Consider the following 13,162-nt stretch of genomic DNA (forward strand, 5'->3'; position numbering starts at 1 on the left):
CGGCGGGCAGCCTGCCACGGGAGGCCAGCCAAGATGACCCGTTACGCAGCGCCCGGCACCGACGGCGCGACCGTCTCCTACCAGTCGCGCTACGACCACTTCATCGGCGGCGAGTACGTGGCGCCGGCCCGTGGCCAGTACTTCGAGAACCCGAGTCCGGTCAACGGTCGGACGTTCACCGAGATCGCCCGGGGCACCGCGGAGGATGTCGAGCGAGCGCTGGACGCGGCGCATGCGGCGGCGCCCGCGTGGGGGCGTACGTCGGTCGCCGCGCGCGCGGACGTGCTGTTGAAGATCGCCGACCGGATGGAGGCCAACCTCGAACAGCTCGCGGTGGCCGAGAGCTGGGAGAACGGCAAACCGATCCGCGAGACGCTGGCCGCCGACATTCCACTCGCCATTGACCACTTCCGGTACTTCGCGGGGGTCATCCGGGCGCAGGAGGGGTCGCTGAGCGAGATCGACGAGGACACCATCGCGTACCACTTCCACGAGCCGCTCGGTGTCGTCGCGCAGATCATTCCGTGGAACTTCCCGATCCTCATGGCCACGTGGAAACTGGCGCCGGCACTCGCCGCCGGGAACGCCGTCGTCCTCAAACCAGCCGAACAGACCCCGGCCTCCATTCACTACTGGATGAGCCTGGTCGCCGACCTGCTGCCGCCGGGGGTCATCAACATCGTCAACGGATTCGGGGCCGAGGCGGGCAAGCCGCTGGCGTCCAGTCCGCGCGTGGCCAAGGTCGCGTTCACCGGTGAGACCACCACGGGGCGGCTGATCATGCAGTACGCCTCCGAGAACATCAAACCGGTGACGTTGGAGCTGGGCGGCAAGTCGCCGAACATCTTCTTCGACGACGTGTGGGCGGCCAACGACGACTTCAGGGACAAGGCGCTCGAAGGCTTCACGATGTTCGCCCTCAATCAGGGTGAGGTGTGCACCTGCCCGTCGCGGGCGTTGGTGCAGCGCGGTCACTACAGCGAGTTCCTGGAGGCGGCGATCGCGCGCACCGAGCAGATCAAGGCCGGTCACCCCCTCGACACCGACACCATGATCGGAGCGCAGGCTTCCAATGACCAGCTGGAGAAGATCCTCTCCTACCTGGACATCGGCCAGCAGGAAGGCGCCAAGGTCCTGACGGGCGGCCAGCGCATCCAGTACGACGGAGAGTTGGCCGGGGGCTACTACGTCCAGCCGACGATCTTCGAGGGCAACAACCGCATGCGGATCTTCCAGGAGGAGATCTTCGGACCGGTCGTCTCGGTCGCTTCGTTCAACGACTTCGACGACGCCATCAAGATCGCAAACGACACGCTGTACGGCTTGGGGGCGGGTGTGTGGACGCGTGACATCAACACGGCGTACCGGGCAGGCCGTGCCATCCAGGCGGGTCGCGTCTGGACGAACTGTTTCCACGCGTACCCGGCGCACGCGGCGTTCGGCGGCTATAAGCAGTCCGGCATCGGTCGTGAGACCCACAAGATGATGTTGGAGCACTATCAGCAGACGAAGAACCTCCTGGTGTCGTACTCGCCGAAGAAGCTCGGCTTCTTCTAGGGGCACGAAAAAGGCGCCTGACCTGGGGATTTGCCGGTCAGGCGCCTACCGCTCGGCCCGCTCAGAGCTGGGCCCGATTTACGTCATAACTCCCAGTTCCTGCCACCGTCATCCCGCTCCTGACCAGCTCTTCCGGTCTATTTCCGGTCCACATCCCGTCTCACCCCTCAGGCGCCGCGCCCTGGCTGACGCGGTCCCACTCCTGCATGGACTGCTCGATCAGCCGGTTGGCCTGCTCCCGGACGCCATCCAGGAGCTTGGCGTAGTGCCGGAAGAGAACCTCGATGCTCTGGCCCGCGCGGCGAGCGCATTCGGCCGGGTCCACACCGGAGTACAACCAGAACGAGATCCCGGCATGCCGGAGATCATAGGGCCGCTTGGCCAGACCGGAGGCGAGTTCCGTGCGGGTCAGGACATGCTTCCGTGCCCGCGCCCACGTAATGCCATACGCAGACGCGTCCACGTAGTTGCCGGCCTGGTTCCGGAACACCCGACCGTCCGGCCCCACGCCGAACCGTTTGATGTGCGCGCGCAGGATGCGCACGAACTGCGGCGGGATGTGCACCGGCCGGGTCGCGATAGCCGCACGGCGCCTGAGCGAGTGCACCTCGTGCACCGCACCGTCGTCCGTCCATTCCTTGCCCGAGGTGATGACGCCGCCCGACAGGTTGAGCATCCCCCATCCGGTCTCGGGCAGATGGCACTGTTCGAGCCGGAGGTGAATGACCTCCCCCGGCCGCATGGCCGCGTAGTACATACAGCCGAAGAACGCCTCAAGGTGGGGACCGCGCCCGCGCTGCTGGGCAACCGCCGCAAGCAGCCGTGCGACTTGGGCCGGATTGGGGACGGCAGCCGGGTCCACCTCTTCGCTGACCGCCGGAGCGTTCCACCTGAGCCCGTTGAGGGGGTTCTCCGCGAAGTAACCTTTCTCCACCGCGGTGCTGAGGACTTCACTCAATGCAGCCCGCTTGTGCCGCACCGTCTTGGCCGCAGCCGCTTTGCCGTCCAGCTTGCGACACAGGGCGTCCAGCGCCCGCCGCAGCACATCTGCTTCCGCGAGAGCACCGACGGGCAAGGAGTTTCGCTTCAGCCAGTCCAGGGCCTTCCGCCACCCCTGGGTCGGCTCTTGGGCCCATGCGTTCTTGTTGAACGCCCACGAGTACAAGGCGCGCCGCAGTACTCGCGGCTCCGGATACGTTGCGCCAGGGCGCACCAGGGCAGGCGTGATGGTGGCGAATGCGTCGGCCAGGGTACGGCGGGTGTTTCCCGGTGTACGGTCCCACCGTTGATCGATGTATTCGTGAGCAAGGTCGTACCACATCGTCCGCTGCTTGATGGCCCGCAGCTCGGACGCCGGCAGCCCCGTGTGCTCATCGAAAGGCTCGCCTTCGCGCGCCGCCGTCATCAGCTTCGCATGCCGGCTCTCGGCGAGCCTGACAGTGCTGAACGCTTCCGAATTCTCCCGCCCGTTGACCGTCCATCGCACCTGAAAACGGCTACGCCGACCAGGACGCTCACGTATGTCCCAGAAACGGACATTGTAACTCATCGCCAAGTGTCAGAATCCCTCTCGCACGCTTCCCACCAGGCATCCAGATCTGTGCGACGGCACCGCAGTTCGCCGTTGGGCAGCTTGACCATGCGGGGGGCCTGCCCGCGGGCGCGCATGCGGTAAAACGCCGACGGACTCATGCGGATCTCCGCAAGCACCTCGGCCAGCTTCAGCGCAGGAGGACGAGCCATGCAATTTCACCTTCGTGTTGAGAAAAGCTTCATGCCGGAAGTACAGACGTGCATTGATACGGCACGGACCACCCGTCCTGAGAGATCCATCTATCGTGGACTGGGCTACAAAATGCAGCGCGGCATCACGAATTGACACAGCGTGGAATATCCCTCACGGCGCACAGGCGAGCGGCCAGGGTGGACCTGGCCGAGCAACCAGCCGACCAAAGCCTTAGGCATGAAGACGCGGTCGTTGATAGGGCAGCAGGCGACAGCAGCGCCCTACACCTCCTCGCGAATGTGCGGCACTGCCAACTGCGTCCGCCACGGCTCCACCGCCAAGCACAGCCGTGTGCGAACACCATCAATGCTCTGCACGATCCCCGGTTTCGCTAACCGGGGATCGCCTGCTATGTATCGCACAGCACGAAAAGGGCATCGCCCATGGGCACCTCTGTCGTCTCCGTCAGGACGACAGCCGGTCGGACCGGAGAGCCGGGGCCGCTCCGTCCATGACAAGGGTCAGAAGCCCGTTTCCGGTGAGTCGTCTGGTGCACCGCGACATATGCGGCCACCGCTCGATCACGACGGCAGCCCCGTTGCAACAGGTCGGTCCTCCCCGACGAGCGCGGCCGCGCAGAGGCAGAGACAGAGGGCCGTGGAGAGCGCACCATGGTCTTCTGTCTCCTGCGGTCCACGCGTTCTGGCGCCGAGCCCCAACAGGAGGGGCAGTGAAGCGAGCAGATCGCAGAGCAGGATTCGGCAGATGGGGCCTCCTTAGAACGGATCTCGGCGGCAAGACCGAGCAGAGCGGAAGTACGGGCTCCCACGGCGCCCGGCCTGCGTACCGGTCGCCCCGTAGCCGCATCACGTCGCTGACCTGGTTTTTTCCGGGACGTTGTACGTTGACATGGTCTCGGAGGAGGTTCCAGTCCTTTGGAGCCCTTTCCCGTCTGCCGTGGGCGAATCAGTGCCGAGCACACCGCAGGCAGCGTCTGGCTTGGCCCCGCTTCTCGGCACCGTGGTCGAGCAACTACCCGCTTCCATACCTTCGATCAGAACGACGACGGAATCGTCAGCAGGGACGACTTCCGGCTGATGGCAGCACGGGTGGCTGCTGCCTTCTCACGTCGAAGGACGAGTTCAAGGCGGCAGCCGGCTGCTTCCGGGAAGGGACGGCGGTCCTTGCCGATGTGGATGGCAGCGGGCATATCAGCCGGGAGGAATTCGTAGCTGCAGCGGCAAAAGGACTTCACCAGGACTCCGACGCTTTCGCTCGGATCTCGCTGCCCTGGCATCGCGCGGTTTTCGCCGCGGTGGACCCAGAGGGCCACGGTCGCGTCGACCGCCAGACGGTCGAGACGGTGCTCCTCGCCCTTGGAGCAGGTGCACAGGCCGCTCGTGCCACCGCTCAGGCTCATCAGGGCGATACAGAGGGCCTGATCACCCCGGACGAGATCCTGCGAGAAGCCGAGGCGTACTACACCCGTGATACGCCGCAGCGCGCCTTCCCGCGCCCGTATGACACGCTCCCACATCACTCAGTCACTGGCTGACCGCTGCGTCGCTCCGTCCACGGTCTACATGCGCTCCCTGCTCTACGCCGCATAAGCAACAAAGATGGTGGCAGGCGGCGTTGACGCCGTTCAAGACGGTGGGTCAGCGCGCAGTGGTGGCGGCCAGCCGGGACTGAGGGGGCGACGCCTCAGGCCCCCGGAAGGGCCATCGGCTGTTCCCGGAGAGGTGCCGAAGACTCGGTTCCGGCGTGCCCGGTCAGTGCCGCGCGCGGGTTGGCGACCAGCAGCGTATCCAGTTCGTCGTTGCTGATGCCGGCGGCTTTCAAATGGCCGGCGAAGTCGGTGAGGAGATAGGCGTAGCCAGTGCCGCCATACGTGGTGAGATGACCACGCTTGCACACGTCGTGGGAGAGCAGAAGGCGGTGCAGGTGACCGCGGGCGAGGAACTCGCAGACGAGGCGGACGGCCTTGTCGCGCTCCCACGGATTGCGGTCGTGGATCAGGTCGAACTCCACCCACGCGCCTTGACGGGCGAGGAGGTCGTGGTACTCGGAATCGGCGGTGGCATCGCAGTGACCGATGATGATCCGCTCCGGGGCGACACCTTCTTCCATGAGAAGGTCGAGCTGGGCCAGGCCTACTCGGCCCTGAGAGGCGTGGGTGGTAACCATCAGCCCTGTTCGTCGGTGCGCCCTGGCAGCAGCGCGGAAGGATTTCTCCTCGACAGGCGAGACGTAGTCGCGGTCAGAGCCAATCTCCCCGATAATTCCCGGCCGCACAAGATGCGCCCCGGCGCGGACGCCTTGTGTGATCTCTGTGACGATGTCGTCGGCGAGGCGGCTGGTGGGGAGCGTCCATACGTCGTCGGCGTAGTACGGCTCGCGGTACCAGCCGCAGCCCATGACGATGTTCAAGCCTGTCGCCTTCGCCACCTCGACCAAGGCGTCGGGACGGCGTCCGAGGGTATGGCTGGTGACCTCCACCATCGTGCCTCCGCCAGCCGCGGCGAACTCTGCCAGCTCCTTGACCGCCAAAGGCACTTCATACAGACGCTGCGACCGGTCACGGGTGATACGAGCCATGTCGAGGAAGATGTGCTCATGCATCAACGTCACCCCGAGCTCGACCGGATCGACCGGCCCCAGCACGGTCATCACGCTCGGCTTCGGTCCTGGTCGCTGGGTCATGTCGAATCCAGTCTTCGGCAGTGAAAGCGAAAGTCACCTCTCCAAAGACATCAGGGGATGGCACGAACTCCAGTGCCGTCAGGCGCTGTTCGCTGCCTCCAGCAGTCTCATCCCGATCGCCTGTGGATAGATCTGCGCACCCCGCCACACACAAGGCGCAAAACCGCCCACATGTGACCGTTCACGTTAGATGGCGGGCAGGCCGCACTGTCTCTGCAGGTCGTCGCGAATCTTGTTCATCTTGCTTGGCGGGTTCTGTTCACGTGGATGGCGGGTTGATGGGGCGGGTGTCGCCGAGGAGGGTCTGCGCGTGCTCGGTCAGCGCCTCGTGCAATGACCCGTAGCGTCGTGAGGCGCGGTGCGTGATTTTCCTGAGGAGCGCGCGGTGCGTCTTCCACTCCGGCGTCCGCTCTGTGAGCTGGGTCCATGAATTCGGGGCGAGGTGCCACTCGCTTCCGGTGAGGCAGGCCCAGATGAATGCTGACGCGCTGTCGCGGAGCGGCTCGACGACCCCGAGGAAGCCGGGCATGTTGTCCTGGGCGAGAGGACTGAAGATGGGCATCCAGTCGGTCGACGTGAGCGTCCAACGGGCGATGCGTCGGCGGGCCTGGTAGTCGCTGTGCTGCTGGACTGCGGAGACGTGGTCGACGAGCCGGGTGATGGCGGTGGCCAAGGCTTCCGACTGTTCCTCCTGGTAGACGCTCAGGGGGTGAAGCCGACGCTTCTTGATCTCCAGCCCAGTGCGGTGCCATGCGTCGGGGATTCCGAGGAAGCGTGCTGCCTGTTCCATGTCCATGTTGCCTGCGATCTGGACAAGCTGGACGGAGGCGAAGCGGCGGAGTGCGCAGGACGCCTTCAGCTGTGTGGTGCCGCTGAGCAGTGCGGTGAACCACCTCTCGGGGATCCGCTGAGGAACGTGCTCGGGCAGGTAACCGTCACCCGCGACGACGCGGAGCAACGGTTTCCTGCCCTGTCGCCGGACTGGCCTTGCCATTCTGCCGACGAGCTGGGAGGGCATCGTCTCGTTCACACGCGCTTGAAGCTCGGGCGAGCAGTCGTAGCGGAGCGTCGTCCAAGTCTTGCCCCATCCGGACGATGACGGTGGGGTGTGGTCGAAGAGGACGGCCAGGGCCTGGGCGAGAGCCGGGCCGGGCAACTCGAGCAGACGCGACGAGATGTCGAGGAGGCCAGCGGCCGCCGGGGGCGAGGCAGGCATCGTCGTCCACTGATGGCCGGCCTCGGGGGAGCCCGGACCGCGCTCGTGCTGGTGAGCCGCGAACGTGGTGAAGGCCGTTGCAAGGTGCTTCTCGGGTGTGACCGTCGAGGCCGCCGGCCATGAGGCCGTGACCAGCGCTGCGACGACCTGTAGGTCGCTGAAGAACCTGGTAGGAGGCTTGCCGGAACCGACGCCGACGGGCTCGAGGAGACGGAGGAGCCGTTCCTGGAGGACGAGGATATCTGCGGACAGCTCGTGGCGGTTGGCTGAGCCTGGGTCATTGAGCCAGGCGCCGCAGATGCCCCCGTCGGGGGCGCGGACCGGGTTGCGGCACTGAGCTGGGTGCAGCCCGGCGGCGGAGGAGGCGGGAAGCAGTCGCCGCTGCTTGGACTGGGACCCTCGACGGACTGGCTGCCGGCAACTGGGGCAGTGGTGGCAGAGGAAGGTGTTGTGCTCGGTGCAGGTGAAGACCATGGCCAGGCGCCAGTGGAGCCGCCAGGGTCCGCCGTACCGGTTCTGGATCTCGGAGCCGTCGCCGCGCAGGCAGTTGGGGCAGTAGCGGGTGCTCTCGCCCAGGATCCAGGGCGGGAAGTATCCGCGCGGACGCTGGGCGGAGGTGGACGGCCGGGTGAGTGCGTCGCGGACCGGCGGATACCGGTGTGCGAGCAGACGCAGGGTGAGGTGGTCGAGCATCTCCTGGGGCAGGCGCGTGGCGGCGCAAAGCGAGGCCAGCTGATGTGGTTCGAGCATCAGCAGGTACCGGCTCGGAATGTGGAAGGACGTCTGTGCCAGACCAAGGCGGCGCGCGATGTCGCCGAGCGCCTGGCGTAAGCGGTGGCCGAGCCGGAGCAGGAGACCGGGCAGGGCTCTCGCCGGCCAGCGGGATCAGGACCTGGGCAGCGGGGCGGGCGGGAGCACGGGTCAACCACGAAGGCCCGCGGCTTGGGGTCCGGCATCGTCGAAGACGGTGTTCCTGCCGCAACGTCTGGCCTTCTTACTGTTTCCCTTCGCAGCACTTGGCCTGGCCGGGGCGCCAGCGCTGGGAAAAGGGCCGATCTCGCCGTCCGGGATGTCCCGACCGATGACGATCTCGTCGAGGAGTGCCTCATTGAGGACTTCCCGTCCGGAGTCCATGGCCTCCTGGGCGCCGTCGGCGATGAGCCGGCCGAGAGTGCCGACGACACCATCCGTGCGGCGCATCAGGTACTCGGCATGCCGTTGGCGGTGAGCATGCCCTTCTTGGCCTTGGCCAGCCGCAGGTGTACTTCGATGCCTCCCAGATGGTTGAGGAACGCCTCCATCCCGGCGGCGGTGTCGTAGTGGAACCGGTCGAGTTCCACGAGCTCGAAGCGGCGCTCGGTCTGGGTGACCTCCAGGCCGTGAACACGCGCATGCTCCAGTGGCGGCAGCACCCATTGACGCTTGGTGCGGTTCCAGGTCGCTTCCCGCAGCAGGCCGGTTCCCGGGATGTTCACGCCGGTCAGGATCAGGGTGACGTCGAACCCCATGAGAGCCCTCACGAGGTCGAGGACGTCCTGGTCATCGGCCCGGTGCATGCGGAGCCGGTTGACGTCGTCGATGATCAGCACCTTGACGCCGTGATCGCGAAGCGAGTCGGCGACCTGCTGGACCAGCTGCGGGAGGGTCATCTTCCAGCGGTCCGGACCGAAGAAGTTCAAGATCGCTTCGCAGAGGCTCTTCGGCTTCGCCGTGACCGGGGTCGCGATGTAGGCGACCGGCGCGTGCAGGTCCCAGGCGCCGGGAACCGCCGCGGGGTTGAGATGACTGTGCAGGTTGAGCCACATGTCCTCGAACGCGGCGGCGATCGAGCACACGGTCGCGGTCTTGCCGTGGTTGCCCCAGCCGCTGACCATGACCCCGGGCACCGTGGGGTCCTCCTGGTCAAGGGCGTTGCCCTGCAGCCGCCGGTTGATCACCCTGGTGACCTTCGCCAGCATGGGTGTCTGCTGGATCGGCAGGTTGACGTTGGTGAGACGACGGTAGAGGTCGTAGTCCGAACGCCGGTCGACCGGAATGGCCGCCAGCTGCCGGGCCGTCACCTTCGGAGCCGGGGCGAGCCGCCCGCGGCGGGCCCTGTACTGCTGCCAGCCGTCGAAGGTGTGCCGCAGCGGCCGCTTGTTCAAGATCATGCCCGCGATCTCAGCGCGATCGGGCAGGTCGGCCAGCGGATCGTCGCAATCCTGGATCACTCATCCTCCTTCTTCGAAGCACGGCCGCGGGACTCGGCCGGCAGCAGGAACAGGTGACGCTGCCGCAGCGAGTCGTCCAGCAGGGGAGGCGCGACAGGCTCGCCGACCGATGCTTCGCGGCGGCGGCGACGGGAGTCATCGACGGCCTGGACAACCGAGCCAGCCAGCTCGTCCAGGGATGCCGGCTCGGACGCCTCGCGCGGGCGCCTCGGTGCCCGGTCGGCCTGGGCCATCTGGGCGCGCGATGCCTCCCGGGAACGGGAGATCCGGTCCTTGCGGCCAGCCTTCTTCGCTTTCTGCGTGGGCCATTGGTCGACAGGGGATGCCCAGCCGAGGATTTCCAGCAGGGGCGGCAGCAGCTCGGCATCGCTGCGGGGCTTCAGCCCGCGCTCGCGTGCCTGTGCCAGCAGCTCGGAGGCGTTCTTGTCGGAGAAGGCCGGGACCTCGCCCTCCGGCGGCAGACCGGTCCAGCACAAGGAGTGCCAGGTGGCATGGTCGACGGGGTCCTGGAAGAAGACCTGGCGCCGGTCGCGGCGATCGCTGCGGATCACCCACTTCCCCGCGTGCTTCCCGCCCCGGTCAGGGGACTGTTGGAACCGCGGCTCGTTGAGGACCTCGTCGAAGTACCGAAGCCCCAGGATCTTCACCCCGCGACGCGGATGGATCTTCACATGGTGCTTGCGGAGCACCTTGTAGTAGAGCCCCGGTTCGGGGATCTCCATCGACCATCCGCCCTGTTGCCCTGTGCCGAACACCCGGGCCACGTCGAGATCACGCCGGACGGACCCCTGCGAGCGTCCTTGGGGCAGGCGTGCGACGCTGTTCGTCGCGCGGGATCGAGTGCCGGCGCTTCCCTGCGGCGTGGCAGTGGCTACAGCCACGGTGCACTCGATGGGCGGCGTGCCAAGTCCAGGCACTGACCACCTCCGTGGAGGCTGCGCGCACTGACCAGAGGCGGCGGCTTCGCCCCTTCACCGACATGGCCGCCGCTGGGGGCGGTCTGCTGCCGGGCCGTGGCACGAGAGGAGCCCGGGATGTCGGGGCTGATGGTCAGGCTTTTGTCGGCAGTTGTGCCGGCAGGGCGGCTGCTGGCTGTTCCTGCGCGGGCGAGGGCTGGGGTTTCCCGGTGCGCAGCACCTTGTTGACGTGGGCGGTGTCGAGGCCGTTTTCCCAGCGGGCGACGACGAGGGTGGCGACCGCGTTGCCGGCGAGGTTGGTCAGGGCGCGGCATTCGGACATGAACTTGTCGATGCCGAAGATGAGCATGATGCCGGCGGTGGGAATGGTGCCGACGGTGGTGAGCGTGGCGGCGAGGGCGATGAAGCCGGCGCCGGTGATGCCGCCGGATCCCTTGGAGGTGAGGAGCATGACGGCCAGCAGGCCGAGCTGCTGGCCGATGCTCAGGGGGGTGTCGGTGGCCTGGGCGATGTAGACGGCGGCCAGGGACAGGTAGATGGAGCTGCCGTCGAGGTTGAAGGAGTAGCCGGTGGGGACGGTCAGGCCTACGATGTCGCGACGGATGCCGAGCCCTTCGAGTTTCTGCATCAGCCGGGGCAGGGCGCTCTCGGAGGACGAGGTGCCCAGGACGAGGACGAACTCCTCGCGCAGGTGGCGCAGCAGCCGGAAGATGTTGATCCTGAGCGCGGCGGTCACCGCGCCGAGGACGACGATCACGAAGAACGCCGAGGTGCCGTAGAAGAGCCCGATGAGCCGGCCGAGGCTGGTCAGGGTGGAGAAGCCGTATGTGCCGATGGTGAAGGCCATCGCGCCGAAGGCGCCCACGGGCGCGGCCAGCATGACGTAGTGCAGGATCTTGAAGACGACGGCGCTCAGGCGCTGGATGCCGTCGACGAGAGGCTCGCCGACGGGACCGACGGCCTTGAGGGCGATGCCGAAGAGGACCGAGAAGAAGAGGACCTGAAGGATGTTGCCCTCGGCGAAGGCGCCGACGGCGCTGGTGGGCACGAGGCCGGTCAGGAAGTGCCACCAGGACTGGTCTTCCCCGTCTTTGACGTACTGACCGGCGTCTGCTGTCAGCTGGAGGTCGCCGGGGTGGGCGTGGACGCCGGCTCCGGGCTGGAAGACGTTGACCGCGACAAGGCCGATGAGCAGAGCGGTGAGGGTGCCGGCCTGGAAGTACAGCAGGGACTTCAGACCGACCCGGCCCACCCGGCCGAGGCTGTCGACACCGCCGATGCCGGCCACGATGGTCACGAACACGATCGGCGTGATCAGCATCTTGATCGCAGTGACGAAGGTGGTGCCGACGGGTTCCATCGCGGTACCGGCCGAGGGCCACAGCCAGCCGGTGAGGACACCGGCGACGATGGCGGTCAGGACCCAGAAGTACAGCTGCCGGTACCACGGCTTCCTGGGCGCTTCGGCCGGGGAGGGTGCGGGAGCTGCGGGCGGCGGGGCGGATGCTGCCATGGCGTTTCTCCTCGTTGAGGAACGGGGGCACAACCGGGACGCGGAAGGGTCCTCAGGGGTCGGGAGGCCGGTGGGCGGGCGCGGCGCGGGCGCGTAGGGGACGCGGGCGCGTAAGGGGCGCGGGCGCTGGCGGAGTGTGGGGCGGCTTCGTCCGGGCCGCCGTAGAGAGGGCGCAGGGCCAAGAGGGCGCAGGATCAGAGGAGTTCGAGGAGCTTGTCGGTGAACTCGGCCGTGGAGGCGGTGCCGCCCAGATCCGGGGTGCGTACGTCGGTCTTGGCCAGAACCGCGGCCATCGCATCGGTGATGTCCCTGGCCGCTTCCGGGTGGCCGAGGTGGTCGAGCATCATGGCGGCCGACCAGATCGCGCCCAGCGGGTTGGCGATGCCCTGGCCCGCGATGTCGGGGGCGGAGCCGTGGACCGGTTCGAACATCGAGGGGAACTCCCGCTCGGGGTTGAGGTTGGCCGCCGGGGCGACACCGATGGACCCGGCCACCGCGGCGGCGAGGTCACTGAGGATGTCGCCGAAGAGGTTGGAGGCGACCACGACGTCGAAGCGGGCCGGTTCGAGGACGAACTTGGCCGCGAGCGCGTCGATGTGCTCTTGGTCCCAGCCGACCTGCGAGAACGAGGCGGCCCGCTCGGCGACGAGTTCGTCCCAGAACGGCATGGTGTGCACGATGCCGTTCGACTTGGTGGCCGAGGTCAGCCGGCCCTTGCGCTGCTCGGCGAGGTGGAAGGCGTAGTCCAGCAGACGTGTGACGCCGGCCCGGGTGAACACGGCCTCCTGTACGGCCATCTCGTCCGGGAACCCCCGGTTGAGCCGCCCGCCGGCCTCGCTGTACTCGCCTTCCATGTTCTCCCGGACGACGACGAAGTCGACCTCGCCGGCCCGCGCCCCTCGCACCGGGCTGTCGATGCCCTCGAAGACTCGGATGGGCCGCAGGTTGACGTACTGGCGGAAGCCGCGACGGATCGGGATCAGCAGTCCCCACAGCGAGATGTGGTCGGGCACCGCGGGGTGGCCCACCGCGCCCAGCAGGACGGCGTCCTTGTCGCGGAGCCGGGCGAGGCCGTCGGCGGGCATCATGGCGCCCTCGCGCAGGTACCGCTCGCACGACCAGTCGTCGTAGGAGGTGTAGGAGAGGGTGAAGCCGTGCCGGCGGCCGAGGATGTCGAGTACCTGCTGCGCGGGGGGCAGCACTTCGGTGCCGATGCCGTCACCGGGGATGAGGGCGATGCGGTGGTTCGTCATGCCTTCGATTCCAGCAACGCGCCCAGGCAGACGTCCAAGACAGAAACCGGATCTCCCTTATAGCGGC

11 protein-coding genes are annotated in these 13,162 nt (G+C 67.2%); 1 reads left to right on the forward strand and 10 read right to left on the reverse strand.

All coding sequences use genetic code 11. The annotated features are described in order from the left end of the window. Nucleotides 1-33 precede the first annotated feature (33 nt). Nucleotides 34-1,557 (forward strand): aldehyde dehydrogenase, encoded by a 1,524-nt coding sequence (adh, locus tag ACZ56E_RS12650; protein ID WP_471213683.1) that lies wholly within the window; start codon nucleotides 34-36, stop codon nucleotides 1,555-1,557. 160 nt (nucleotides 1,558-1,717) lie between these two features. On the opposite strand, the gene ACZ56E_RS12655 is transcribed toward adh, so the two are convergent. The 10 genes from ACZ56E_RS12655 to ACZ56E_RS12700 form a co-directional block, all read right to left on the reverse strand. Then, nucleotides 1,718-3,106, reverse strand: a complete 1,389-nt coding sequence (locus ACZ56E_RS12655) for a tyrosine-type recombinase/integrase (protein ID WP_471213685.1) — start codon at nucleotides 3,104-3,106, stop codon at nucleotides 1,718-1,720. Beyond that, entirely contained in the window at nucleotides 3,103-3,300 is a 198-nt protein-coding gene (locus ACZ56E_RS12660; RefSeq protein ID WP_471213686.1) for a helix-turn-helix transcriptional regulator, read from the reverse strand. The genes ACZ56E_RS12655 and ACZ56E_RS12660 overlap by 4 nt, the downstream gene beginning before the upstream one ends. A 1,037-nt stretch (nucleotides 3,301-4,337) precedes the next feature. After that, complete coding sequence (locus tag ACZ56E_RS12665; protein ID WP_471213688.1) at nucleotides 4,338-4,820, reverse strand: hypothetical protein; 483 nt, start codon at nucleotides 4,818-4,820, stop codon at nucleotides 4,338-4,340. A gap of 167 nt (nucleotides 4,821-4,987) precedes the next feature. Further along, a complete protein-coding gene (locus ACZ56E_RS12670) occupies nucleotides 4,988-5,953 on the reverse strand; it encodes a phosphotriesterase family protein (protein WP_471214089.1) in 966 nt (321 codons plus the stop codon). 292 nt (nucleotides 5,954-6,245) lie between these two features. After that, nucleotides 6,246-8,066: a TniQ family protein gene (locus ACZ56E_RS12675; protein ID WP_471214090.1), complete on the reverse strand. Its 1,821-nt coding sequence runs from the start codon at nucleotides 8,064-8,066 to the stop codon at nucleotides 6,246-6,248. A 57-nt stretch (nucleotides 8,067-8,123) separates the two neighbouring features. Continuing rightward, nucleotides 8,124-8,402 (reverse strand): hypothetical protein, encoded by a 279-nt coding sequence (locus ACZ56E_RS12680; RefSeq protein WP_471213689.1) that lies wholly within the window; start codon nucleotides 8,400-8,402, stop codon nucleotides 8,124-8,126. Further along, nucleotides 8,402-9,412 (reverse strand): ATP-binding protein, encoded by a 1,011-nt coding sequence (locus ACZ56E_RS12685; RefSeq protein ID WP_471213691.1) that lies wholly within the window; start codon nucleotides 9,410-9,412, stop codon nucleotides 8,402-8,404. The genes ACZ56E_RS12680 and ACZ56E_RS12685 overlap by 1 nt, the downstream gene beginning before the upstream one ends. After that, on the reverse strand, nucleotides 9,409-10,176 hold the full coding sequence (locus tag ACZ56E_RS12690) for a hypothetical protein (RefSeq protein ID WP_471213693.1): 768 nt from the start codon (nucleotides 10,174-10,176) through the stop codon (nucleotides 9,409-9,411). Before ACZ56E_RS12690 ends, ACZ56E_RS12685 begins: the two co-directional genes overlap by 4 nt. A 286-nt stretch (nucleotides 10,177-10,462) precedes the next feature. Then, complete coding sequence (dctA, locus tag ACZ56E_RS12695) at nucleotides 10,463-11,842, reverse strand: C4-dicarboxylate transporter DctA (protein ID WP_471213695.1); 1,380 nt, start codon at nucleotides 11,840-11,842, stop codon at nucleotides 10,463-10,465. 194 nt (nucleotides 11,843-12,036) lie between these two features. Continuing rightward, nucleotides 12,037-13,095, reverse strand: coding sequence for a tartrate dehydrogenase (locus tag ACZ56E_RS12700; RefSeq protein WP_471213696.1), 1,059 nt, complete (start codon nucleotides 13,093-13,095; stop codon nucleotides 12,037-12,039). Nucleotides 13,096-13,162: the final 67 nt, after the last annotated feature.

The organism is Streptomyces sp. NPDC039480 (genome assembly GCF_055597165.1).

Coding starts and splice junctions, on each gene's coding strand:
- adh (WP_471213683.1), top strand. CDS start 34: ATGACCCGTTACGCAGCGCCCGGCACCGACGGCGCGACCGTCTCCTAC.
- ACZ56E_RS12655 (WP_471213685.1), bottom strand. CDS start 3,106: ATGAGTTACAATGTCCGTTTCTGGGACATACGTGAGCGTCCTGGTCGG.
- ACZ56E_RS12660 (WP_471213686.1), bottom strand. CDS start 3,300: ATGGCTCGTCCTCCTGCGCTGAAGCTGGCCGAGGTGCTTGCGGAGATC.
- ACZ56E_RS12665 (WP_471213688.1), bottom strand. CDS start 4,820: ATGTGGGAGCGTGTCATACGGGCGCGGGAAGGCGCGCTGCGGCGTATC.
- ACZ56E_RS12670 (WP_471214089.1), bottom strand. CDS start 5,953: ATGACCGTGCTGGGGCCGGTCGATCCGGTCGAGCTCGGGGTGACGTTG.
- ACZ56E_RS12680 (WP_471213689.1), bottom strand. CDS start 8,402: ATGCGCCGCACGGATGGTGTCGTCGGCACTCTCGGCCGGCTCATCGCC.
- dctA (WP_471213695.1), bottom strand. CDS start 11,842: ATGGCAGCATCCGCCCCGCCGCCCGCAGCTCCCGCACCCTCCCCGGCC.
- ACZ56E_RS12700 (WP_471213696.1), bottom strand. CDS start 13,095: ATGACGAACCACCGCATCGCCCTCATCCCCGGTGACGGCATCGGCACC.